General features: G+C 68.3%; 21 protein-coding genes and 1 pseudogene. 7 read left to right on the forward strand and 15 right to left on the reverse strand.

Features of this window, described 5'->3' with window-relative positions:
- Positions 1 to 65: 65 nt before the first annotated feature.
- From pheT to infC, 6 genes are all read right to left on the reverse strand, one after another.
- The gene (gene pheT, locus QM774_RS05250; protein WP_414974873.1) at positions 66 to 2,540 is read right to left on the reverse strand and encodes a phenylalanine--tRNA ligase subunit beta; all 2,475 of its coding nucleotides are present in this window, start codon (positions 2,538 to 2,540) and stop codon (positions 66 to 68) included.
- Between the two features lie 52 nt (positions 2,541 to 2,592).
- Entirely contained in the window at positions 2,593 to 3,645 is a 1,053-nt protein-coding gene (gene pheS / locus QM774_RS05255) for a phenylalanine--tRNA ligase subunit alpha (protein ID WP_414974874.1), read from the reverse strand.
- Positions 3,646 to 3,728: 83 nt separating this feature from the next.
- A complete protein-coding gene (locus QM774_RS05260; RefSeq protein ID WP_414974875.1) occupies positions 3,729 to 4,526 on the reverse strand; it encodes a TrmH family RNA methyltransferase in 798 nt (265 codons plus the stop codon).
- Between the two features lie 38 nt (positions 4,527 to 4,564).
- On the reverse strand, positions 4,565 to 4,945 hold the full coding sequence (gene rplT / locus QM774_RS05265; RefSeq protein ID WP_414974876.1) for a 50S ribosomal protein L20: 381 nt from the start codon (positions 4,943 to 4,945) through the stop codon (positions 4,565 to 4,567).
- Between the two features lie 33 nt (positions 4,946 to 4,978).
- The gene (gene rpmI / locus QM774_RS05270; protein WP_414974877.1) at positions 4,979 to 5,173 is read right to left on the reverse strand and encodes a 50S ribosomal protein L35; all 195 of its coding nucleotides are present in this window, start codon (positions 5,171 to 5,173) and stop codon (positions 4,979 to 4,981) included.
- 49 nt (positions 5,174 to 5,222) lie between these two features.
- Complete coding sequence (gene infC / locus QM774_RS05275) at positions 5,223 to 5,876, reverse strand: translation initiation factor IF-3 (protein WP_414974878.1); 654 nt, start codon at positions 5,874 to 5,876, stop codon at positions 5,223 to 5,225.
- A gap of 214 nt (positions 5,877 to 6,090) precedes the next feature.
- Here infC and QM774_RS05280 point away from each other — a divergent pair, with 214 nt between their 5' ends.
- Positions 6,091 to 6,468 (forward strand): DUF1844 domain-containing protein, encoded by a 378-nt coding sequence (locus QM774_RS05280; protein WP_414974879.1) that lies wholly within the window; start codon positions 6,091 to 6,093, stop codon positions 6,466 to 6,468.
- Here the strand turns inward: QM774_RS05280 and uvrA are convergent, their stop codons facing one another.
- A complete protein-coding gene (gene uvrA, locus QM774_RS05285; RefSeq protein WP_414974880.1) occupies positions 6,469 to 9,342 on the reverse strand; it encodes an excinuclease ABC subunit UvrA in 2,874 nt (957 codons plus the stop codon).
- A 150-nt stretch (positions 9,343 to 9,492) separates the two neighbouring features.
- Between uvrA and QM774_RS05290 the strand changes: the two genes are divergently transcribed.
- Both QM774_RS05290 and QM774_RS05295 read left to right on the forward strand, forming a co-directional pair.
- On the forward strand, positions 9,493 to 10,191 hold the full coding sequence (locus QM774_RS05290) for an MBL fold metallo-hydrolase (RefSeq protein ID WP_414974881.1): 699 nt from the start codon (positions 9,493 to 9,495) through the stop codon (positions 10,189 to 10,191).
- Between the two features lie 53 nt (positions 10,192 to 10,244).
- Positions 10,245 to 12,518: a HelD family protein gene (locus tag QM774_RS05295; RefSeq protein ID WP_414974882.1), complete on the forward strand. Its 2,274-nt coding sequence runs from the start codon at positions 10,245 to 10,247 to the stop codon at positions 12,516 to 12,518.
- A 37-nt stretch (positions 12,519 to 12,555) separates the two neighbouring features.
- On the opposite strand, the gene QM774_RS05300 is transcribed toward QM774_RS05295, so the two are convergent.
- The 4 genes from QM774_RS05300 to QM774_RS05315 all read right to left on the reverse strand — a co-directional run bounded on the left by QM774_RS05300 (position 12,556) and on the right by QM774_RS05315 (position 15,916).
- Positions 12,556 to 12,999, reverse strand: a complete 444-nt coding sequence (locus QM774_RS05300; protein ID WP_414974883.1) for a universal stress protein — start codon at positions 12,997 to 12,999, stop codon at positions 12,556 to 12,558.
- A gap of 70 nt (positions 13,000 to 13,069) precedes the next feature.
- Positions 13,070 to 15,223, reverse strand: coding sequence for an excinuclease ABC subunit UvrB (gene uvrB / locus QM774_RS05305; protein ID WP_414974884.1), 2,154 nt, complete (start codon positions 15,221 to 15,223; stop codon positions 13,070 to 13,072).
- Between the two features lie 55 nt (positions 15,224 to 15,278).
- Entirely contained in the window at positions 15,279 to 15,686 is a 408-nt protein-coding gene (locus QM774_RS05310; protein ID WP_414974885.1) for a type II toxin-antitoxin system VapC family toxin, read from the reverse strand.
- On the reverse strand, positions 15,683 to 15,916 hold the full coding sequence (locus QM774_RS05315; RefSeq protein ID WP_414974886.1) for a type II toxin-antitoxin system Phd/YefM family antitoxin: 234 nt from the start codon (positions 15,914 to 15,916) through the stop codon (positions 15,683 to 15,685). Before QM774_RS05315 ends, QM774_RS05310 begins: the two co-directional genes overlap by 4 nt.
- Before the next feature lie 104 nt (positions 15,917 to 16,020).
- Here QM774_RS05315 and QM774_RS05320 point away from each other — a divergent pair, with 104 nt between their 5' ends.
- Both QM774_RS05320 and QM774_RS05325 read left to right on the forward strand, forming a co-directional pair.
- Complete coding sequence (locus tag QM774_RS05320) at positions 16,021 to 16,323, forward strand: VOC family protein (RefSeq protein WP_414974887.1); 303 nt, start codon at positions 16,021 to 16,023, stop codon at positions 16,321 to 16,323.
- A gap of 58 nt (positions 16,324 to 16,381) precedes the next feature.
- A complete protein-coding gene (locus tag QM774_RS05325; RefSeq protein ID WP_414974888.1) occupies positions 16,382 to 16,852 on the forward strand; it encodes a DUF402 domain-containing protein in 471 nt (156 codons plus the stop codon).
- Between the two features lie 61 nt (positions 16,853 to 16,913).
- Here the strand turns inward: QM774_RS05325 and coaE are convergent, their stop codons facing one another.
- The 3 genes from coaE to rpsA form a co-directional block, all read right to left on the reverse strand.
- Positions 16,914 to 17,807 (reverse strand): dephospho-CoA kinase, encoded by an 894-nt coding sequence (gene coaE / locus QM774_RS05330; protein ID WP_414974889.1) that lies wholly within the window; start codon positions 17,805 to 17,807, stop codon positions 16,914 to 16,916.
- A gap of 31 nt (positions 17,808 to 17,838) precedes the next feature.
- Positions 17,839 to 19,062, reverse strand: a complete 1,224-nt coding sequence (locus QM774_RS05335) for a hypothetical protein (RefSeq protein WP_414974890.1) — start codon at positions 19,060 to 19,062, stop codon at positions 17,839 to 17,841.
- 125 nt (positions 19,063 to 19,187) lie between these two features.
- Positions 19,188 to 20,666, reverse strand: coding sequence for a 30S ribosomal protein S1 (gene rpsA, locus QM774_RS05340; protein ID WP_414974891.1), 1,479 nt, complete (start codon positions 20,664 to 20,666; stop codon positions 19,188 to 19,190).
- Between the two features lie 232 nt (positions 20,667 to 20,898).
- Here rpsA and QM774_RS05345 point away from each other — a divergent pair, with 232 nt between their 5' ends.
- Complete coding sequence (locus tag QM774_RS05345; RefSeq protein ID WP_414974892.1) at positions 20,899 to 21,429, forward strand: 2'-5' RNA ligase family protein; 531 nt, start codon at positions 20,899 to 20,901, stop codon at positions 21,427 to 21,429.
- Positions 21,423 to 22,248 (forward strand): annotated as a pseudogene (locus QM774_RS05350) (class I SAM-dependent methyltransferase). Before QM774_RS05345 ends, QM774_RS05350 begins: the two are co-directional and overlap by 7 nt.
- Before the next feature lie 6 nt (positions 22,249 to 22,254).
- On the opposite strand, the gene QM774_RS05355 reads toward QM774_RS05350, so the two are convergent.
- Positions 22,255 to 23,007 (reverse strand): amino acid ABC transporter ATP-binding protein, encoded by a 753-nt coding sequence (locus tag QM774_RS05355; protein ID WP_414976597.1) that lies wholly within the window; start codon positions 23,005 to 23,007, stop codon positions 22,255 to 22,257.
- Positions 23,008 to 23,025: the final 18 nt, after the last annotated feature.

Here is a 23,025-nt window from a genome sequence, read left to right on the forward strand (position 1 = left end):
GCAATTCGATTCATGCGCAGGGGCGGGTGCCGGCGGTTCGCCGTTCGACCGCGTGTCGGAGCGAGTCAGCGCATCCGGGCGCCGACGACACCGGCCGCATGGTCCACCGCGGCGGTCTTGGCGGCGTTCGCCTCGTCCTCGGTCAGCGTGCGGTCGGCCGCCCGGAAGGTCAGGGCGAACGTCAGCGACTTGTTGCCCTCACCCACCTGCTCGCCGGTGAACACGTCGAACAGCGCGATCGACTCCAGCAGCTCACCCGCTCCCTCGGCGAGCGCATCCTGCACCTTCTGCGCCGGAACATCGCCGGCGACGACCACGTTCACGTCCTGAAGCACCGCCGGGAACGGCGACACCGAGGGCGACGGCAGGACGGTGCGCAGTGGCAGCGCATCCAGGTCGATCTCGACAGCGCACAGCCGGGCCGGCAGCCCGGCCTTCTCCAGCACCGCCGGATGCAGTTCACCGGCGTAGCCGACGGTCTGACCGTCGACCTCGAGGCGCGCGCACCGGCCCGGGTGGAACGGTTGATACTGGTCGGCGACCAGCGTCAGGTCCACCCCGGAGGTCGCGGCGATCGTCCGGGCCGCCTCGAACGCGTCGTAGGCGTCGGCCGCGCGGCCCTTGCCCCACGGCCCCGCGGGCTCGCACAGGCCGGTGAGCACGGCGGCCACACGGACCGGCTGCTGGGGCAGCGATGCGTCGAGCGCCTGCCGCTCCTGATCGGTCGGCCGCCGGGAGACATCCAGCGGACCGACCACGGAACCCTGCTCGCCGCCGAGAACCACCTGGCCCACCGCATACAGCGACAGGTCCCGGTTGCCACGGGCGAGGTTGCGGGCCGCCATCTCGAGCAGGCCGGGCAGCAGCGTCGTGTTCAGTTCGGGCCGGTCGGCCTCCAGCGGATTCAGAACGCTGACGGTGGCGCGGCGCGGATCGTCGTCCGGAAGGCCCCACTGATCGAAGACGCCGTTCGGCATGAACGGATACGGCAGCACCTCGACGAAGCCGGCGGTCGCCAGAGCGATGCCGACCGCCCGGCGGCGATGCTGGCGCGGGGTGAGTCCGGTGCCGCCCGGCGCACTCGGCAGCACGGCGGGAATGTCCTCCAGGCCTTCCAGCCGCAGCACCTCTTCGACGAGGTCGGCGGGCTGCTTCAGGTCGGGTCGCCACGAGGGCGGAGTCACCGTGAACGGCCCGTCACCGGCGACGGTGCAACCGACTTCCTCGAGGCGCGCCTTGGTGGTGCCCTCCGGGTACTCGACACCGGCGTAGCGGTCCGGCAGATCGGCGTCGATGACGATGGCTGCGGCCGGAGCCGTCGTCGCCTGTTCGTCGGCGAGCGGCCCGGTGACGGTGCCGCCGGCGATCTCGGTGATCAGTGACGCGGCACGGTCGGAGGCCACGTCGGTGATCGCCGGGTCCACCAGTCGTTCGAAGCGCTTGGCGGCCTCCGAACTCAGCTTGTGGCGTTTGCCGGTGCGGAACACCCGCACCTGGTCGAAGTCGGCGGCCTCCAGCAGCACGCGGGTCGTGGCATCGGTGACCTCGGTGGCGGCGCCGCCCATCACGCCGGCCAGGGCGATCGGTCCCGAATCGTCGGCGATCACGATGTCCTCGGGATCGAGCTCGCGGGTGACGCCGTCTAGGGTCTCGAGCTTCTCGCCCTTCGCCGCGGCGCGCACGACCACGGTGCCGGTCACCTTGTCGGCGTCGAAGGCGTGCAACGGCTGGCCGAGCTCGATCATCACGTAGTTGGTGACGTCCACGATGGCGGAGATCGGCCGGATCCCGGCCACCATCAGGCGCTTGGCCATCCACCAGGGACTGATCGCGGTCGCGTCGACGCCGTCGATCAGGCGGGCGGTGTAGCGGCTCGCCCGGCCCGACTCGTCGAGCCGGACCGACGGGGCGTCGCCGGCGGCGGCCGTCGGCGCGACGACCGTGGTCACCGGGTCGGTGTACGGGACGGTGAAGGCGCTGGCCAGCTCGCGGCCCAGGCCGCGCATGGAGAAGGCGTACCCGCGGTCCGGGGTGACGTTCACGTCGATGGCGACGTCGTCCAGGCCGAGCACGTCGTAGGCGCTGGCGCCCGGTTCGGCGGTGCCCGGTGCGAGGACCAGGATTCCGGAGTGGTCCTGGCCGATCCCCAGTTCGCTCACCGAGCAGATCATGCCGTCGGAGATCTGGCCGTACGTCTTGCGGGTGGCGATCTCGAAGCCGCCGGGCAGCACGCAGCCGGGCAGTGCGACGACCACCAGATCGCCTTCGGCGAAGTTGCGGGCACCGCACACGATGGACTGCAGTTCGGGCTTGCCGACGTTCACACCGCAGTGCCGGATCGGCTTCTTGAACTCGGTGAGTTCGGCGATCTGCTCGACGCGGCCGATCACCAGCGGACCGGTGATCTCCGGGAACGCCTCGACGTCCTCGATCTCGAAACCGACGCGCACGAAACCGGCGTCGATGTCATCGGTCGATGCCGACCACGACGGATCGCCGGACTGCAGGACCTCGGTCAGCCAGGACTGGGAAAGTCGCACGGGAACTCTTTCGTCTTCTTCGAGCGTGGAAACGCGGTTCTTGGGGGCGGTGTCAGAGGGCCGGGCCGAACGGCAGGGTGAACCGGACGTCGCCCTCCACCATGTCGCGCATGTCGTTCAGGTCGTTGCGGAACTGCAGGGTGCGTTCCAGCCCCATGCCGAAGGCGAAGCCGGTGTACACGTCCGGATCGATGCCGCTGGCGCGCAGCACGTTGGGGTTCACCATGCCGCAGCCGCCCCACTCCACCCAGCCGGCGCCGCCCTTCTTGCCCTCGAACCAGACGTCGACCTCGGCCGACGGCTCGGTGAACGGGAAGTAGTTGGCGCGCATGCGGGTGGTCGTGTCCGGACCGAACAGCGCCTTCGCGAAGGTCTCCAGGGTGCCGCGCAGGTGCGCCATGGTCAGCCCCTTGTCGACGGCCAGGCCCTCGATCTGGTGGAACACCGGGGTGTGCGTCGCATCGAGTTCGTCGGTGCGGAACGTGCGGCCCGGGCAGGCGACGTAGATCGGCAGCTCACGATCGAGCATGGATCGCACCTGGACCGGCGAGGTGTGGGTGCGCAGCACCTGCCGCGAGCCTTCCGGAGCGATGTAGAACGTGTCCTGCATGGATCGGGCCGGATGGTCCGGCAGGAAGTTGAGGGCGTCGAAGTTGTGGTGTTCGGTCTCGACCTCGGGTCCCTCGGCGATCTCCCAGCCCATGCCGATGAACACGTCGGCGACCTGATCGGCGATCACGGTGATCGGATGGCGTGCGCCCTGCGGATGCCGGTCGGCGGGCAGAGTGACGTCGATGGCTTCGGCCACCAGGACCGCCGCGTCCCGCTCCGCGGTCAGCTCCTGCGTGCGTGCATCGAGTGCGGCTTGCACGGCGCCGCGCTTCTCGTTGACCAGTTTGCCCGCCTCGGACCGCTCCTGCTTCGGCAGGCTGCCGAGGGCGCGCCGGGCGAGGGCGATCGGCGACTTGTCACCGAAGTAGGCGGTCTTCGCCTCGGCCAGCGCGCTGAGGTCGCCGGCCTTCGCGAAGGCGGCGACGGCCGCGTCGACCGCGGCATCGAGCTCCTCGCTGGAGGGGAAACGATTCTCGATCGACTGGTCAGCCACCGGTGTGTTCTCCGTGTTCTCGGCGTCGAAAAGGTACCTCTGCAGGGTAGTCGACCTGCATGTTGTCGCTGCGCGCGGCCGCCTCAGCCCCGGCGCGACCGGGCCGTCGCGCTCGCGTACAGGCAGATGGCGCTGGCGGCGGCCAGATTCAGGCTCTCGGCGCGACCGTGGATCGGGATGGACACCCGATGGTCGGCGTCGGCGATCACCTCGGCGGGCAGGCCGTGCGCCTCGTTGCCGAACAGCCAGGCGTGCGGTCCGGCGAGGACCGGGTCGGCCGCCGGAAGCGGCAGTTCACCGTCCATGGTGGTGGCCAGCGTCGCCAGGCCCTGCTCCCGCAACCGGGCCAGGGCCGCGTCGACGTCACGCTCGACCACCACCGGCAGATGAAAGACGCTGCCGGCACTGGCCCGCACGCATTTGCCGTTGTGCGGATCCACCGAATCCCCGAGCAGCAGCACCACTGCCGCACCCATGGCATCGGCGCAGCGGATCAGGGTGCCGGCGTTGCCGGGTTCACGGGGCTCGACGGCCACCACCACGAAGCCGCCGGTGAGGTCGACGTCGCCGGGATCGGCGGTGAGCAGTTCACAGACGGCGACGATGCCGGGTGCGGTGGCGGTGTCGGCCAGTTTGTCGGCCGCTCGTTCGTTGATCAGGTGGACCGGGAGACGTTCGGCGTCCGCCCGGTCGAGCAGGTCGGCATACCGATCGACGGCGTCGTCGCGCACCAGGATGCGCTGTGCGCGGCCGGTGCCCAGTGCCGCGTCGACCGCATTGGAACCCTCCGCCAGGAACAGGTTCTCGGTGCGCCTCACCGACGCGCGGTGCAGCTTCGCCAACGAAACGACCCGCGACGAACGTTCGGTCAGAACATCCATCGCGGGTCGCTCGTTCGTGATGACGGTGACGCTGCCGATCAGGCGGCGGGAGCGTTCACGTCGGCCGGCAGCGCCTTGCGGGCCACCTCGACCAGGCCGGCGAAGGCCTGCGGGTCGGTGACGGCGATGTCGGCCAGGTTCTTGCGGTCCACCTCGACACCCGCGAGCTTGAGGCCCTGGATGAAGCGGTTGTAGGTGATGTCGTTGGCGCGGGCAGCGGCGTTGATGCGCTGGATCCACAGCTTGCGGAACTCACCCTTGCGAGCCTTGCGGTCGCGGTAGGCGTAGGTCATCGAGTGGAGCTGCTGCTCCTTGGCCTTGCGGTAGAGGCGCGACCGCTGACCGCGGTAGCCCTTCGATGCCTCGAGAGTCGCGCGGCGCTTCTTCTGGGCGTTGACAGCCCTTTTCACACGTGCCATGAGTCTTGGTCCTTAATCGCTAGAGAGTGGTCGTCACTTGTTGAGCAGGCGCTTGATGCGCGGCGCGTCGTTGTCGCTGACGACGACGGTGCCGTCCATGGCGCGCTTCTGCTTGGACGACTTGTGCTCGAGGAGGTGGCGCTTGTTCGCCTTCTGGCGGACGATCTTGCCGCTGCCGGTCACCTTGAATCGCTTCGCGGTGCCCTTGTGAGTCTTGCTCTTCGGCATTGTTTTCCTTTTCTGTCTGTGGCAGTGCGAACTGCCTCGTTCTTGCGGCTCAGGCGTCCTGTGCGGGAGCGTCCTGTGCCGGAGTCTCGTCGGTGGCGGCCGGCGCCTTGGGCGCGACCTTCTTGGCGCTGTCGTTGCTGGACTGCTTGGCCGCCGCGCGGGTCTTGGCGCCCTTGTGCGGGGCCAGGACCATCGTCATGTTGCGGCCGTCCTGCTTGGCCGAGGTCTCGACGAAGCCGTAGTCGGCGACGTCGTTGCCCAGCCGCTGCAGCAGTCGATAGCCCAGCTCGGGGCGGGACTGCTCGCGTCCGCGGAACATGATGGTGACCTTCACCTTGGAACCCGCTTCGAGGAACCGGACGACGTGACCCTTCTTGGTCTCGTAATCGTGGTCGTCGATCTTCGGGCGGAGCTTCTGCTCCTTGATGACGGTCATCTGCTGGTTCTTGCGCGATTCACGCTTCTTCTGCGCTGCCTCGTACTTGAACTTGCCGTAGTCCATGATCTTGCACACCGGCGGGCGCGCGTCGGGCGCGACCTCCACCAGGTCCAGATCGGCTTCTTCAGCCAGGCGGAGCGCATTTTCAACACGCACGATTCCCACCTGCTCACCGTTCGGTCCGACAAGACGGACCTCGGGGACGCGGATGCGATCGTTGATGCGGGTCTCAGTGCTGATGTGGCCTCCTCGATAAATGGTCATCTGCCACGACTGCGCGGAAACCGCGAGGTGCAAGAAGGAGGATCGAGCCGAGAACATCGTCGGGCGGGCACCGACGCCGAGCGTCGTGCTGCATCGCCGGAACGATGTGACCGGAACCGGACGACTGCCTTGCGGCGTCGGACGGTGGGACTCGAGAATCCTCTTGCGACCCCGGCAGAGTCGGGGCGGTCGTGCGTATGCGAGTCTAACAGTCGTGAGCGAGAACCCCAATTCGTCCGACCAGCCGTCCGCCGCTGATCAGGCCGCCGGCGAGAACGTCCGCGAGCTGGCGGAGATCCCCGCGATCGAGGTGATCACCCGCGCCGCCGTCATGCTGATGAGCGCGGCGGCCGAGAAGGTGGGTCCGGAGGCGGGCGGCGACGAGCAGTACCGCGATCTGCCCGACGCCCGCGCACTCATCACCGCGCTGGCCGGCCTGGTGCAGGCGTCGGCCGGCGACCTCGGCCTGCATCGCAAGCCCCTGCAGGACGGCCTCAAGGCGCTGCAGCTCGCCTTCCGTGAGGCCAGCGCCTACCCGGACGAGCCCGGCGAGGGCCCCGGCGAGAAGATCACCGGCCCGGTCAAGGGCTGATCAGGACGCCGATTCGGCGGCCGGCAGCAGCTCGGCGAGGAACCGGCCGGTGTGCGATTCGGGCACCGCGGCGACGTCCTCGGGCGTGCCCTGCGCGACGACGGTGCCGCCGCCGCTGCCGCCCTCCGGGCCCATGTCGATGATCCAGTCGGCGGTCTTGATGACGTCGAGATTGTGCTCGATGACGATCACCGTGTTGCCCTTGTCGACCAGTCCGTCGATCACCATCAGCAGTTTGTGGATGTCCTCGAAGTGCAGGCCGGTGGTCGGCTCGTCGAGGATGTACACGGTGCGCCCGGTGGAGCGTTTCTGCAGTTCGGCGGCCAGCTTGACGCGCTGCGCCTCGCCGCCGGACAGGGTCGGCGCCGGCTGACCGAGCCGCACATAGCCCAGGCCCACGTCGACGAGGGTCTTCAGATAGCGGTGGATCGAGCTGACCGGTTCGAAGAACTCGGCGGCCTCCTCGATCGGCATGTCCAGCACCTCGGAGATGGTCTTGCCCTTGTAGTGGACCTCGAGGGTCTCCCGGTTGTAGCGCGCACCGTGGCACACCTCGCACGGCACGTACACGTCCGGCAGAAAGTTCATCTCGATCTTGATGGTGCCCTCGCCCATGCAGGCCTCGCAGCGACCGCCCTTGACGTTGAACGAGAAGCGGCCCGGCTGATAGCCGCGCACCTTCGCCTCGGTGGTGGCGGCGAACAGGGTGCGGATCTTGTCGAAGACGCCGGTGTAGGTGGCCGGATTGGACCGCGGGGTACGGCCGATCGGCGACTGGTCGACCTGGACGAGCTTGTCCAGGTGCTCCAGGCCGGTGATCCGGGTGTGGTGGCCGGGCACCTGCCGGGCGCCGTTCAGCTTGTTCGCGAGCACGGTCGCCAGGATGTCGTTGACCAGCGTCGACTTACCCGATCCCGAGACGCCGGTGACCGCGGTCAGGACACCCAGCGGGAAGTCGACGTCGATGTCGCGCAGGTTGTTCTCGCGGGCTCCGACGACGGTCAGCTGACGCTTGCGGTCCACCGGGCGCCGCGCCGTCGGCACCTCGAGCGTCTTGCGGCCCGACAGGTAGGCGCCGGTCAGCGACTCCGGATTCTTCAGCAGCCCCGTGTAGTCGCCGCTGTGCACCACGTGGCCGCCGTGCTCGCCGGCGCGCGGCCCGATGTCGACGATCCAGTCGGCGGCCCGGATGGTGTCTTCGTCGTGCTCGACGACGATCAGCGTGTTGCCGAGGTCGCGCAGACGCACCAGGGTGTCGATGAGCCGGCGGTTGTCGCGCTGGTGCAGTCCGATCGACGGCTCGTCGAGCACGTAGAGGACCCCGGCAAGACCGGCACCGATCTGGGTGGCCAGACGGATGCGCTGGGCCTCGCCGCCGGACAGCGATCCGGCCGCACGGTTCAGGGACAGATACTCCAGGCCGACGTCGAGCAGGAACGTGATGCGCGCCTGGACCTCTTTGAGGACGCGGCCGGCGATCGCGGCCTCCCGCTCCCCCAGCTCCAGACCGTCCAGATAATCCGCGCACTCGGCGACCGACAGCGCCGTGACCTGTGCGATCGACTTGGCGCCGTGCGTCGGGTTGTCGAGGGTGACGGCCAGGATCTCCGGTCGCAGGCGGCTGCCGCCGCACGCCGGGCACGGCACGTCGCGCATGTAGCCCTCGTACCGTTCCTTCATCTGCTCGGATTCGGTGGCGTCGGCCCGGCGGGTCAGGAACGACATCACCCCTTCGAACTCCGTGTAGTAGGAGCGGGTGCGGCCGTAGCGGTTCCGGAACTTGACGTGCACCTGATGCTCGGAGCCGTTGAGCAGCGCGTCCTTCGCCGGCTGCGGCAGCTTCTTCCACGGCGTGTCGACGTCGAAGCCCATCTGATCGCCGAGCGCCTCGATCATCCGCAGGAAGTAGTCGGCGTTGTGCCCATGCGACCACGGGGCGATGGCGCCGTCGCGCAGCGTCTGGTCGGGATCGGGCACGACCAGCGTCTCGTCGACCTCCTTGCGTACGCCCAGGCCGTCGCATTCGGGGCAGGCGCCGTACGGCGAGTTGAACGAGAAGCTGCGCGGCGCGAGGTCGTCGATGGCGATGGGGTGCTGGTTGGGGCACGCCATCTTCTCGGAGAACCGCCGCCGGCGCTGCGGGTCGTCCTCGTCGACGTCGACGAAGTCGAGCACCACGATCCCGTCCGCCAGGCGCAGTGCGGTCTCCACCGAATCGGTGAGCCGTTGCCGGGCCGACGCCTTCACGACGAGACGGTCGACGACGACGTCGATGTCGTGCTTCTCCTGCTTCTTGAGCTTCGGCGGATCGGCGAGCTGGATCATCTCGCCGTCGACGAGGGCGCGCGCGAAGCCCTGGGTCTGCAGTTCGGCGAACAGGTCGACGAACTCGCCCTTGCGGGTGCGCACGACGGGGGCGAGCACCTGGAAGCGGGTGCCGTCCTCCATCTCGAGGACCTGGTCGACGATCTGCTGCGGCGTCTGCCGTTCGATCTTCTCGCCGCACACCGGGCAGTGCGGGGTGCCGGCGCGCGCGTAGAGCAGACGCAGATAGTCGTAGACCTCGGTGATGGTGCCGACCGTCGAGCGCGGGTTCCGGTTGGTGGACTTCTGGTCGATGGAGACCGCCGGGGACAGGCCTTCGATGAAGTCGACGTCGGGCTTGTCCATCTGGCCCAGGAATTGCCGCGCGTACGCCGACAGCGATTCGACGTAGCGGCGCTGGCCCTCGGCGAAGATCGTGTCGAAGGCGAGCGACGACTTGCCCGAACCCGACAGACCGGTGAAGACGATCAGCGAATCGCGCGGGAGATCGACATCGATCCCGCGCAGATTGTGCTCACGCGCACCCCGGACGATCAGGCGGTCTACCACTGCGGATACCTCACGAAAAACGAATGCCCGTGCCGGCATATCGCCAGGACTCGGGAGGGACTGTCCCCGGTCGTCCAGGGTACGCGGGAGGTCCGACACCGGGTCCGCAGCCTGTCGAAGGGCGGCGCTCTCGGTCGTAGGCTGGACGTCATGAGCATCCCCGTGAACATCTCCGACGACTACACCGGCGACGTCACCCCGGATCCGGATCATCATGGTGTGGCCGCCCAGCGCCGACTGCTCGACGGCGCCACGATCGTCAAACTGTCCGTGGGCCCGATGGACAACAACGTCTATCTCGTGACCGACGCGTCGACCGGCGACATCCTGCTCATCGACGCGGCCAACGATCCCGAGTCGCTCCTGGCGCTGCTCGACGTGGTCCCCGGCGCTCTCACGCAGATCGTCACCACGCACGGCCACTTCGATCACTGGCAGGCACTCGAGGCGGTCCACAAGGCCACCGGTGTCCCGACGGCGGCCGGAGCCCCGGACGCACCCGAACTGCCCGTCGCACCGGACCGGCTGCTGCACGACGGCGACACGATCACCCTCGGCGACCTGACCCTCGACGTGATCAGCCTGCGGGGCCACACACCCGGATCGGTGGCCCTGGCCCTCACCGAGCGGACCGGGCGGGTTCACCTGTTCACCGGCGACTCCCTGTTCCCCGGCGGTGTCGGCAAGACCTGGCAGCCCGGCGACTTCGAGATCCTCCTCGACCAGGTCACGACGAAGCTCTTCGACCGCTTCGGCGACGACACCGTCGTCTATCCGGGACACGGCAAGGACACCACGCTCGGCAGCGAACGTCCGCACCTGACGCAGTGGCGCGACCGGGGCTGGTGACCCGCATCTCGCAGCCGGTGCGGCCGACCCCGGCCGAGTACACTGGATCGACTGTGAACCCCGATCCGCGCCTCGCCGACGAGCAGCAGCATCTGGACGCCGTGTACGCGCGTCTGGACCGCATGCGCGCGACCGCGCAGCGGCGGCTCTCCGAGACGCTGCTGGAGTCCGCGGACACCCCGCAGGCCCTGTCCGAGCGGGAATCGTACGAGCGGTTGTACAGCGAGACCCTCACCAAGATCGATGCCGGGGAGCACAACCTGTACTTCGGCCGCCTGGACATGATCGACGGTCAGGTCCACCGGATCGGCCGCATGGGGATGACCGACGACGACCAGGTCACCACTCTCCTGCTGGACTGGCGCGCTCCCCTGTCGCGGCCGTTCTATCTGGCGACACCCGCCGCCCCCGAGGACGTCGACCGGCGGCGGCATCTGCGTACGCGCGCCCGGAAGGTGCAGTCGGTGTCGGACGAGCATCTGCTGTCCGGCGAGGTCGATACCGACGGGCGCGAGGCCAGTGTCGTCAACGAGTCGGCGCTGGTCGCGGCGCTGAACGAGGCGCGCACCGGCGAAATGACCGACATCGTCGAGACCATTCAGCGGGAGCAGGACGAGATCATCCGGTCCACGCACCGCGGCGTGACCGTGGTGCAGGGCGGCCCCGGCACCGGCAAGACCGCCGTCGCGCTCCACCGGGCCGCCTACCTGCTGTACACGCATTGGGAGATCCTGTCGCGCAGCGGTGTCCTGATCATCGGGCCGAACGAGGACTTCCTCGACTACATCGGGCAGGTGCTTCCGTCGCTCGGCGAGACGGGTGTGCTGTTGTCGACGGTCGGCAACCTGTTTCCCGGGGTGACCGCCAAGGGCCACGACACCCGGCGGGCGGCCAGCCTGAAGGGCGGCGACGACATGCTCGCCGTGTTGCGGGCGGCGGTGCGGACCAAGCAGAGTCTGCCGCCGAGGGATCTGGCCATGGATTTCGACGGCCAGCGTCTGCCGATCACCGGCGAGATCATCAAGAAGGCGCGCGGCGCGGCGCGTTCCACCCGCCGGGCCCACAATCTGGCGCAGCGCACGTTTCTGCGGACGGCGCTCGATGAGCTGGCCGCCGCGCACGCCGCCCGGCTGGGCCGCTCGTCGTTCGATGACGGCCCCTCACTGCTGACCGCGGCCGATCTGGCCGACATCCGGGAGGATCTGGAGAACGATCCGGACACCGTCCGGGCTGTTCTGGGCTGCTGGCCGACGCTGACACCGCAGGCGCTGCTGCGGGAGCTGTACGCGGACGACGACTTCCGCCGGCGCGTCACCCGCGGCTGGTCACCCGCGGACCGCGCCGAGCTGGCGCGCCCGGCCCGTCCGCTGCCCGACGACGCCGACCTGTCGCCGGCGGACGTCCCGTTGCTCGACGAGCTCGCCGAACTCATCGGCTACAGCACCGACGAGGCCGAACGCGAACAGCAGGCCCAGTGGCGTCGACGGCTGGCCGAAGCCCAAGACGCCCTGGACATCTTGACCGGTTCGGCGCCGCAGGATCTGGAGGACGAGCTGGATCCGGAGATCCTGATGGCGTACGACCTGATCGATGCCCGGCAGCTCGCCGAACGTCAGGAGGCGACGCAGCACCGCACCACCGCCGAACGCGCCTACGAGGACCGCACCTGGGCATTCGGGCACGTCATCGTCGATGAGGCTCAGGAACTGTCTCCGATGGCGTGGCGGATGGTCATGCGCCGCATCCCGAACCGCTGGATGACGGTAATCGGCGACACCGCGCAGACCGGCGATCCGGCCGGCACCGATTCGTGGTCGACGATCTTCACCCCGTATGTCGCCAATCGGTGGCAGCGCCGGGAGCTGACGATCAACTACCGCACTCCGTCCGAGATCACCCGCTACGCGAACCGCCTGCTTGCGCACATCGACGCCGAGCAGACGCCCCCGGAGTCGCTGCGCAGCAACGGCATCGAGCCGTTGGCCGTGGCCGCTCCGCGGGGCCGCGCACTGCCGACGGCTGTGAGCACCGTCGAGTGGGAGGCGTGGCCGGGCCTGTCGGCGATCATCGTGCCGGATGCGATGGCCGATGAGGCGGCCGCGGCCGCCCGTGGTGCGGACGACGACCTGCGAATCCTTCCGATCACCGCGGCCAAGGGTCTCGAGTTCGACAACGTGGTGGTGGTCGATCCGCTCGGCATGATCTCCGAGTCCGAGCGCGGCTACAGCGATCTGTATGTGGCGCTGACACGCGCGACCCAACGGCTGGTCGTGGTGCACGAGAACGGCCTGCCGGCAGATCTCGAGGATCTGCCGAACGCTCCGTGAGCGTGTCGAACGCTCCTTGAGCTTGTCGAAAGGACGACTACGTGGTGTGGACGATCAGCACGTCGCACGCCGACTTGCGGGCGACGTCGGCGGGCACCGAACCGAGAAGGCGGCCGGCGATCGAGTTGAGGCCCTTGTTGCCCACGACGAGCAGGTCGGCCTGGACATCGGTGACGAGCTGCAGCAGCGCATCCACCGGGGCGCCCTTGACGGCGCGCTGCTGAACGTTCTGGGCACCGGCGGTGGTGGCACGCTCCTTGGCGTGGCGGAGGATCTCCTCGGTGGGCGACGACCCCATCACCTGGTAGGCCTCGTTGCCGAGAACGTCACCGGCGGCGGCGGCGGTCTTGCCGTCGTTCGGGAAGTACGCGCACGCGATCACCAGGGTGGCGTCGCCCGCGATCGCACCGGCCCGGTCCACCGCATGCAGCGAGGACTCGGAACCGTCCGTACCGACGACGATGGTCGTATAAGCGCTCATTCTGGGATGTCCCTCCGAAGTGTGTGAATGCTGAACAAAACATACCCTGCCGGGATCGGAAAATGGCGCGCTACTTGATGCCCGCCGCATCCATGCCGCGGAGTTCCTTCTTCAGGTCCGCGATCTCGTCCCGCAGACGTCCGGCGAGTTCGAACTGGAGGTCGCGGGCCGCATTCATCATCTGATCGGTCAGCTCGGACACGAGATCGGCGAGCTCGGCGCGCGGCATCGACGACGTGTCTCGCTGCTCGTACACGCCGGCGCTGACGGACTTGGACACCTCGCCCTGTGCACGGCGGCCACGGCTGGCGTTGCGGCCGGATCCGCCGACCTCCACCGCGTCTTCGGCTTCGGCGTACACCTGGTCGAGGATGTCGGCGATCTTCTTGCGCAGCGGCTGTGGGTCGACACCCTTCTCGGTGTTGTAGGCGATCTGCTTAGCGCGGCGCCGTTCGGTCTCTTCGATGGCGTTGCGCATGGAGTCGGTGACGGTGTCGGCGTACATGTGCACCTGACCGGACACGTTGCGCGCGGCACGCCCGATCGTCTGAATGAGGGACGTGGTGCTGCGGAGGAAACCCTCCTTGTCGGCGTCGAGGATGGCGACGAGCGACACCTCGGGCAGGTCGATGCCCTCCCGCAGCAGGTTGATGCCCACCAGCACGTCGTATTCGCCGCTGCGCAACTGGCGCAGCAGTTCGACGCGACGCAGGGTGTCGACCTCCGAGTGCAGGTAGCGCACCCGGATGCCCAGTTCGAGGAGATAGTCGGTCAGATCCTCGGACATCTTCTTGGTCAGCGTGGTCACCAGGACGCGTTCGTCGCGCTCGGTGCGTTCCTGGATCTCGTGCACCAGGTCGTCGATCTGGCCCTTGGTGGGTTTGACCACGATCTCCGGATCGAGCAGACCGGTCGGGCGGATCACCTGCTCGACGTATTCGCCACCGGACTGGCCGAGCTCGTAGGGACCGGGCGTGGCCGACAGGTAGACGGTCTGCCCGATCCGGTCGACGAATTCGTCCCAGGTGAGAGGACGGTTGTCGACGGCCGAGGGCAGCCGGAACCCGTATTCGACGAGGTTCCGCTTGCGGGACATGTCGCCTTCGTACATGGCGCCGATCTGCGGCACCGTCACATGCGACTCGTCGATCACCAGCAGGAAGTCGTCCGGGAAGTAGTCGATGAGCGTGGCGGGAGCGGTGCCGGCGCCTCGGCCGTCGATGTGCCGCGAGTAGTTCTCGATACCGGAGCAGAAGCCGACCTGCCGCATCATCTCGATGTCGTAGGAGGTGCGCATGCGCAGGCGCTGCGCTTCGAGATGCTTGCCCTGCGCCTCGAACTCGGCGAGACGCTCCTCGAGTTCCTTCTCGATCCCCTCGATCGCCTTGGCCATCCGTTCCGGCCCGGCCACGTAGTGGGTGGCCGGGAAGATCCGGACGTTGTCGACCTGCCGGACCACGTCGCCGGTCAGCGGATGCAGGTAGTAGAGCGCCTCCACCTCGTCGCCGAAGAACTCGATCCGTACGGCGAGCTCCTCGTAGGACGGGATGATCTCGACGGTGTCGCCGCGCACCCGGAAGCTGCCGCGGGTGAACGACATGTCGTTGCGGGTGTACTGGACGTCGACGAGCAGGCGGAGCAGGGCGTCGCGATCGATGGTCTCGCCGACCGACAGTTCCACCGACCGGTCGAGGTACGACTGCGGCGTGCCCAGACCGTAGATGCACGACACCGATGCGACCACCACCACGTCGCGCCGGGACAGCAGGTTCGACGTCGCCGAGTGCCGCAGCCGCTCGACGTCGTCGTTGATCGAGCTGTCCTTCTCGATGTAGGTGTCCGTCTGCGCGATGTACGCCTCCGGCTGGTAGTAGTCGTAGTACGAGACGAAGTACTCGACGGCGTTGTTCGGCAGCATCTCGCGCAGCTCGTTGGCGAGCTGCGCGGCCAGAGTCTTGTTCGGCGCCATCACCAGGGTGGGGCGCTGCACCTGTTCGATCAGCCAGGCCGTGGTGGCCGACTTTCCGGTGCCGGTGGCGCCAAGGAGGACGATGTCCTTCTCCCCCTCGTTCAGCCGGCGGGTGAGGTCGGCGATGGCGGTCGGCTGATCGCCGGCCGGTTCGTGATCGCTGACCACCTCGAAGCGGCCGCCCGTGCGCTCGACGTCGCCGATGGGGCGGTACTCCGAGTGCGCGACGATCGGCTGCTCTGCTGCGAATGCCATGTCTTTCAGAGTAGACGCCGGTACCGACACGGACCGGCGCGCGAAGGCGGACGTCCTAGCGCCGACCCCGCCGTGTGTCGACGACGGGTGTGAGCGCCCCCGCCAGCACCGCCTGATCGCTCGTCGCAATCGTCAGCCCCCTCCGCACGGCCTGCGCGACGATCATCCGGTCGAAGGGATCGCCGTGATCCCAGTTGAGGCTGCCCGCCGTGATCGCATCCGGCACCTCGATGGGCAGGGCGGTCACCGACATCGCCGCCAGCCACTCAGTCCAGCCCGACAGCAGGCCTTCCCCGTGAAGCCGTCCCGACCGCGTCTTGACCGCGATCTCCCATGCCGAGGCAACCGATACGAACACCGGCTGCGAAGCGTCTCCGATGATCTCCATCGCCGAATCGGAGAGGCGGTCGGGGTCCTGTCCCAACCACAGCAGCGCATTGGTATCGAGCAGAACGGCCGTCATCCCCGCCCCTCCCACAGCGCCAGCTCTTCGTCGGGCAACGGGTCATCGAAGTCGTCTGGAATCACCAGATCCGGAAACTGACCGAACCGGCGGCGGCCCGGGGTCACGGGTGACAACACCGCGACGGGACGACCACGGGTGGTGATCGTGACCGGTGTGCCGGTGCGTTCGACCTCGGCGAGGATCGCGTTGAGCCGCGCCTTGGCTTCGGTGCTGGTGATCGTGGCCATGTGTTCGACGATACGCCGATCGGACTATACCGACTAGTCCGATTGACTCGACCGGTCTGTTCACTCAGCCGGTGAATGTCGGAGCCGCGTCTTACCGTAGAACCATGACAGCGACCGCCGGCCCGACCACCACCGCGATCACCCTCGGCGTGCGAGAGGTAGAGCGATCCGCCCGCGGCGAATCGGCACCACCGTTCTCCCTCGGCCACAACGTCGCCACCGCCGAAGAGGTCACCGCCTGGTACGACCGTGTGCTCGCCGCCGGTGCGAGTGCAGTGACTCCACCGACGACCCGCGACTGGGGCGGCACGAGCGCCTGCGTCGCCGATTCGGACGGATTCCGCTGGGACTTCGTCCACAACCCGACGTTCTCGGTGAACGCGGACGGGAGGATCAGTGCCGTCTGATCATCCGCCGGCCGGTCACATCCATCCGCCGAAACAGGAGGTGTTCGACGTTCCCGCGATGACGAACACCGACAACAAGGGGTTCGTCCGCCCGGTGGAGGTGTACCGGGAGACGCCGTACGGCCTGTACATGTCGCGGACGGCCGACAACCCGAAGTTCGACCATCTCGAGGTGTGGCTGCTCCCGGCCCTCGGACTCCGGGCCAACATCTTCCACTTCGTCGGCGGCCACCGCGCCGGCCAACGGCTGTATCTGGACATCGGCCGTTTCGGCGGCCCCGACCCGGACGGACGCTGGCATTCGGTCGACTGGTATCTGGACCTGGTCGACGTGCCCGGTACCCCGCTGGAACTGATCGACGTCGATGAGCTCTTCGAGGCCCACGCGGCGGGATTCCTGACGACGGCGGAGGCGACCGAGGCGACCGAGATCGCCGCTCGGGCCCTCGTCGGGGCGGCCGAGCACGGTCAGATCCAGACCTGGCTGGACGAGCAGGTCGGCGAACCTCTGACCTGGAAGGATTCGTAGAGCCGACTGATCCTGGGGGCTCCTTTCGACAGGCTCAAGGAGCGTGAGGGCGCGCCGGGCGTCAGCCGGCGGTGCGTACGGTCACGGTGACGGGGCGTCCGGGGTCGGCACTGCCGTGCAGCCCGGGAGTGATCTGCGGGAAGCCACCGTCGGCCAGCACGTCGACCAGGTCGGCCGCGGCCTGCGCATCGCGGGCGGTCACCCGCATCTCGACGACCGGCTCGGTCCCGGCGACGTACACCTCGATGGCCTTGTCGCCGCAGAGCAGCCAGAGCCGGTTCACCAGACGCGCGCCCAGAACGTCCCGGTCGCCGGGATCGACGTTCAGGTCGACCGCGTCCCGGCGCTCCCGGACGTTCCGTTCGAACGGGACGAGACGGTCCTCCCACAAGCGGATCGTGTCGGCCCGCAGTTCGCCCTCGGTCTCCGAGTTGTCCAGCCACACGTCCGCGACCGCGCGGCGGTCCGCGTCGGAGGCCTGGGCGGCGATCCGCGCCCGGGCGTCCTCCTCGGCCATGCCGCGCCAGGTGGTGAGCCGCCGGACCCGTTCCTCGTGGTCGGCGTGCACGACCACCACCAGGTGATACATCGGGGCGGTGTGCAGTTCCACCAGCAGCGGGACGTCGTGCACGACGACCGCGTCGTCGGGGGCGGCCGCGAACAGCTCCTGGGTGCGGGCCATGATCCGCGGATGGGTGATGGCGTTCATCCGGCCACGGTGTTCGTCGTCGGTGAAGGCCTTCGCGGCGAGGGCGGCGCGGTCCAGCGAACCGTCGGCGGCCACGATCCCGGGGCCGAAGGCGGCCACGAGCTCGTCGAATCCGTTCGTGCCGGGTTCGACGACCTCGCGGGCCACCACGTCCGCGTCGACGACGTAGGCCCCTTCGGCCGCGAGGGTGCGTGCGACGGTCGACTTGCCTGCTCCGGTGCCTCCCGTGAGGCCGATCCTGATCACGGCCTCACGATACCCAGCACCGGTCGCGGGGTCACCCGGTGACGCCGGCCAGCTCGTTGCCCGGTGCCGCGGTCTTCGTCTCGGTGAGGGTGCGGTAGTCGTCGAGGCTGACCGCGATCAGGCGCTTCGACGACGGCTCGTCGATGTAGGCGGTGTCGCCCTGCACATACAGCGACGGCATCGGCTCCTGCCAGTCGTCGGGTTCACTCCACGCACCGATCAGCGGCACGGTACGGATCTCCTGGCCGCTCGCCGGATCGAAGACGTGCAGTGCGCCGTCGGTGCCGAGGATCAGTGCCTCGCCGTTCTTACCGCGTCCGAGCGAGCGGAAGCTGTACGACCATCCGCCGGTCGGTACCACCCGGATCGTCTTGGCCGTGGTGTCGATGAGCGAGAACTGCTGGGGGTGTTCGTGCTCGTTGCCCTTGTCAGTCTTGTAGTCGCCCAGGGTGATCGGTGAACCGTCGCCGCCGCGCTGGTTGCCGATCCGGGCGTACGGCGCGTCGGCCTTCACCTTGCTGATCTCGGTGCCCCGCACGATCAGCACGCCGTCCTCGCAGCCGAACGTCAGTACGCCGTCGGCGGCGCCGGCTTCGCCGTGCAGACCCGGGCATTCGTCGGACTGCGCGACGGTGGCGCCCTGGGCGTCGCGGATCACCAGTCCCGTACGGGTGTCCTCGTCGCCCTTCGAGACGACCACCGATCCGTCGGCGCGGGCCACCGCGACGCCGTGGTGCGCGGGAACGCTGAACTCGTCGATCAACGAGCCGTCCTCGCCGATCTTCGCCGAGTCCAGGATCCGGACCTTGCCGGTGCCGTCGTCGAACAGGGTGGTGCGCCCGTCGTGCAGAACCACGTGTCCCGGCTTGTCGGCGTCGTAGGTGGTGCCGGTCAGTCGCGGCTCGCTCGAGTAGTGGTGCGAATGATCGCCGTGGGCTTCGCTCCAGGCACCGAGGTCGAGCAGTTCGAATCCGTTCGACGTGGAGACGAACACGTGCCGTCCGTCGCCGGCATCGTTGACGCGCGTGAACCCTTCCACGGGAACGTCGTCGACGTCCGACAGCGAGGTTCCGTCGAGGACGTCGACACCGCCGTCGTGCGTCAGTGCCAGGCGCGGCGTGGCCTTGCGCTCTTCGACCGGCTTGGCCGACGAGGCGGCGGCATCGTCGGACCCGTCCGAGCAGGCGGTCAGGCCGAGGGCGACGGCGGAGGCGAGAGCAGGGGTCAGAATGAGAAGTTTCGGTGATTTACGCATGCCGCAGAGTGAACCCTCTGATGAAAATGATTGTCAAAGGTGAATGCGCGCATGCGATCCCGGCACCGATGCGACAACCCCCGGGCCGCAGCGCGGCCCGGGGGTTGTTCAGGTGTGATCGGCGATCAGTTGTTGCCGGTCAGCTTCTCGCGGAGAGCGGCGAGCTGCTCGTCGCTCGCCAGCGAACCGCCGGCCGGAGCCGGGGTGCTGGACGAGGAGGACGACGACGCGGCGTCGTCGTCGGACGAGGACGAGTAGTCGCTCGGGCCGGCGGCGTCGGCCTCGGCGGCAGCCTTGGCGAACTTCTCCATCTGCGCGGTGTGCATCTTGTGGCGACGCTCCGCCTCGGCGTAGCGACCCTCCCACTCTTCACGCTGCTTGTCGTAGCCTTCGAGCCATTCGTTGGTCTCGGAGTCGAAGCCCTCGGGGAAGATGTAGTTGCCCTGGTCGTCGTAGCTGTCGGCCATACCGTACTTCGAGGGGTCGAACTCCTCGGTGTAGTCCTCGTTGGCCTGCTTCAGCGACAGCGAGATACGGCGGCGGTCCAGGTCGATGTCGATGACCTTGACGAGCGCATCGTCGCCCACGGCGACGACCTGATCGGGAACCTCGACGTGGCGCTCGGCCAGCTCCGAGATGTGAACCAGGCCCTCGATGCCCTCCTCGACGCGGACGAACGCGCCGAACGGCACCAGCTTGGTGACCTTGCCCGGGACGATCTGGCCGATCGCGTGGGTGCGGGCGAACTGACGCCACGGGTCTTCCTGAGTGGCCTTCAGCGACAGCGAGACGCGCTCGCGGTCCATGTCGACGTCCAGCACCTCGACGGTGACCTCGTCGCCCACGGCGACGACCTCGGACGGGTGATCGATGTGCTTCCAGGACAGCTCGGAGACGTGCACCAGGCCGTCCACGCCGCCGAGATCGACGAAGGCGCCGAAGTTGACGATCGAGGACACGACGCCCTTGCGGACCTGGCCCTTCTGCAGCTGGTTGAGGAACTCGCTGCGAACCTCGGACTGGGTCTGCTCGAGCCAGGCGCGACGCGACAGAACGACGTTGTTGCGGTTCTTGTCGAGCTCGATGATCTTGGCCTCGATCTCCTTGCCGATGTACGGCTGCAGATCGCGGACGCGGCGCATCTCCACCAGCGACGCCGGGAGGAAGCCACGCAGGCCGATGTCCATGATCAGGCCGCCCTTGACGACCTCGATGACGGTGCCCTTGACGGCCTCGTCGCGCTCCTTGAGCTCCTCGATGGTGCCCCACGCCCGCTCGTACTGAGCGCGCTTCTTCGAGAGGATGAGGCGGCCTTCCTTGTCCTCCTTGGTGAGGACCAGGGCTTCGACCTCGTCGCCGACGTTGACGACTTCGCTGGGATCGACATCGTGCTTGATCGACAGCTCACGCGAGGGGATGACGCCCTCGGTCTTGTAGCCGATGTCGAGCAGAACCTCGTCACGGTCGACCTTGACGATGGTGCCTTCGACGATGTCGCCATCGTTGAAGTACTTGATCGTGGAGTCGATGGCGGCGAGGAAGTCCTCGGGCGAGCCGATGTCGTTGACGGCTACTTGCGGCGAGGTGATCGTGGGGGACGACATGTGTTGAGTTGCTCCGGACAGGTATGTAGTAGGTCAGGAATCCGGCGGGTCTTCGCAGGCCGCAGCCGATTTCCGGTCGTTCCCGACATCGCATGCCGAGGCCATCAGGGCTACGGTGGGGATGCCGGATGCGTGCGATGGGCGCACACACGTGAACCAGGGTAATGCAGCACCTCTATGCTGCACAAATGCGCCCGAGCACCGTCGGGCGTGAGAGCGGAGGGGAGGAACCGTGGCTCATTCGATCGAGCTTCTGCCGGACGCGGCCGGCGATGCCGTGATCCGTGACGCCTGGCGCACCCTCGCCGATGCCGGCCTGCCGTCGGCGGGCTCGACGACCGCCGAGACCAACCGGCCCCACTGCACGCTGCTCGCCGCGAACACCATCTCCCCCGAGGTCGCGACGGCGATGGCCACTCTGGTGGCGCGGTTGCCGCTGGATGCGGTCCTCGGCCCGCCCGCGGTCCTGCCGTCCGGCGACCGCTACACCCTGGCCGCCGGCGTGGTGCCCAACAGCCGGCTTCTCTCCACCCAGGCGACGGCCGTGCGTTTCGCGGGCGGCTTCGTGGACCACCTGCTCGCCCATTGCGACCCGGGATCCTGGACGCCGCACCTCACCCTCGCGCGACGTCTGGACGTCGAGCAGCTGTCGGCGGCCCTCGAACTCCTCGACTGGGATCCGACCCCGATCAGGTTCTCGTCGGTGCGCCGCTGGGACGGCGACACCAAGACCGAGTATCTGGGCACGGGTTTCAGCTGGTGACGGACGGTTCCGGCCGGCCTCCCCGGCTGCTCGGCCACATCGACTCGGACACCAGCGAGCAGGCGAACCGCTCGTGGTGGGACGACGAGGCCGACGGATACCAGGATCAGCACGGACGTTTCCTCGGGAACGACGTCCCCGGCGGCGACTTCGTCTGGGGCCCCGAACGTCTGCGTGAGGCCGACGCCGGCCTTCTGGGCGACGTCGCCGGCAAGGACGTGCTCGAGATCGGCTGCGGCGCGGCCCCCTGCAGCCGCTGGCTCGCGGCGCAGGGTGCCCGCCCCGTCGGCCTGGACGTCTCGGCCGGCATGCTGCTGCACGCGGTGGAGGCCATGCGTCTCGACCACCGGCGCGTGCCGCTCGTGCGTGCCGGCGCCGAGCATCTCGCCGTTCGCCGACGCCTCGTTCGATCTCGCGTGTTCGGCGTTCGGTGCGATCCCGTTCGTCGCCGACTCCGCACGCGTCATGCGGGAGGTCGCCCGGGTGCTCCGGCCGGGCGGACGGTGGGTGTTCGCCACGAATCATCCGATGCGCTGGATGTTCCTCGACGATCCCGGCCCCGACGGGCTCACCGTGCAGATGTCGTACTTCGATCGCACTCCGTACTCGGAGGCCGATCAGGACAACCGGATCACCTACGTCGAACACCACCGCACGATGGGCGACCGTGTTCGCGAGATCGTCTCCGCCGGTCTGGTCCTCGAGGACGTCGTCGAGCCGGAATGGCCGGAGGACCTCGACGAGGTGTGGGGTCAGTGGTCCCCGCTGCGCGGCCGCTTCTTCCCCGGTACCGCGATCTTCTGCTGCCGCAAACCCTGACGCGGACTACAGGAGCTTCGACAGGAACGCCTGGGTGCGTTCCTGCTGCGGATTCGCCAGTATCTCGCGCGGGTCGCCCTTCTCCACGACCACGCCGTCGGCCATGAACACCAGCTGGTCGGCGACCTCGCGGGCGAAGCCCATCTCGTGGGTCACCACGAGCATGGTCATGCCGGCCTCGGCCAGCCGCTTCATCACCTCGAGGACGTCGCCGACGAGTTCGGGGTCCAGAGCCGACGTCGGCTCGTCGAACAGCATCAGCTTCGGCTCCATGGCCAGTGCCCGGGCGATCGCCACGCGCTGCTGCTGACCGCCGGACAGCTGCGCCGGATAGGCGTCGGCCTTCTGGGCCAGCCCGACCTTGTCGAGCAGGTCCTCGGCGCGCGCGACCGCCTCGTCCTTGGACTGCTTCTTGACCAGGATCGGCGCCTCGATGATGTTCTCCATCACCGTGCGGTGCGGAAACAGGTTGAAATGCTGGAACACCATGCCGATGTCCCGCCGCTGCTTGGCCGCATCCCTCGGACTCATCTCGTAGAGCTTGCCGCCGCGCTCGCGGTAACCGATCAGATCGCCGTCCACCCGCAGGCGTCCGGCGGTCACGTCCTCCAGATGGTTGACGCAGCGCAGGAAGGTCGACTTGCCCGAGCCGCTCGGCCCGATCAGGCAGGTGACCTCACCGTGCGCCACTTCCAGGGAGACGCCCTTGAGTACTTTGAGGGCGCCGAAGTCCTTGCAGACCCGGTCGGCCTGCACCATCGGCGTCGCGGTCGTGGT

This window comes from Gordonia sp. (in: high G+C Gram-positive bacteria) (genome assembly GCF_047600565.1).
Lineage (GTDB): Bacteria > Actinomycetota > Actinomycetes > Mycobacteriales > Mycobacteriaceae > Gordonia.

Coding starts and splice junctions, on each gene's coding strand:
- QM774_RS05260 (WP_414974875.1), bottom strand. CDS start 4,526: ATGGATGTTCTGACCGAACGTTCGTCGCGGGTCGTTTCGTTGGCGAAG.
- rplT (WP_414974876.1), bottom strand. CDS start 4,945: ATGGCACGTGTGAAAAGGGCTGTCAACGCCCAGAAGAAGCGCCGCGCG.
- rpmI (WP_414974877.1), bottom strand. CDS start 5,173: ATGCCGAAGAGCAAGACTCACAAGGGCACCGCGAAGCGATTCAAGGTG.
- infC (WP_414974878.1), bottom strand. CDS start 5,876: ATGACCATTTATCGAGGAGGCCACATCAGCACTGAGACCCGCATCAAC.
- QM774_RS05290 (WP_414974881.1), top strand. CDS start 9,493: ATGAGCATCCCCGTGAACATCTCCGACGACTACACCGGCGACGTCACC.
- QM774_RS05300 (WP_414974883.1), bottom strand. CDS start 12,999: ATGAGCGCTTATACGACCATCGTCGTCGGTACGGACGGTTCCGAGTCC.
- uvrB (WP_414974884.1), bottom strand. CDS start 15,223: ATGGCATTCGCAGCAGAGCAGCCGATCGTCGCGCACTCGGAGTACCGC.
- QM774_RS05310 (WP_414974885.1), bottom strand. CDS start 15,686: ATGACGGCCGTTCTGCTCGATACCAATGCGCTGCTGTGGTTGGGACAG.
- QM774_RS05315 (WP_414974886.1), bottom strand. CDS start 15,916: ATGGCCACGATCACCAGCACCGAAGCCAAGGCGCGGCTCAACGCGATC.
- QM774_RS05320 (WP_414974887.1), top strand. CDS start 16,021: ATGACAGCGACCGCCGGCCCGACCACCACCGCGATCACCCTCGGCGTG.
- QM774_RS05325 (WP_414974888.1), top strand. CDS start 16,382: ATGACGAACACCGACAACAAGGGGTTCGTCCGCCCGGTGGAGGTGTAC.
- QM774_RS05335 (WP_414974890.1), bottom strand. CDS start 19,062: ATGCGTAAATCACCGAAACTTCTCATTCTGACCCCTGCTCTCGCCTCC.
- rpsA (WP_414974891.1), bottom strand. CDS start 20,666: ATGTCGTCCCCCACGATCACCTCGCCGCAAGTAGCCGTCAACGACATC.
- QM774_RS05355 (WP_414976597.1), bottom strand. CDS start 23,007: ATGGTGCAGGCCGACCGGGTCTGCAAGGACTTCGGCGCCCTCAAAGTA.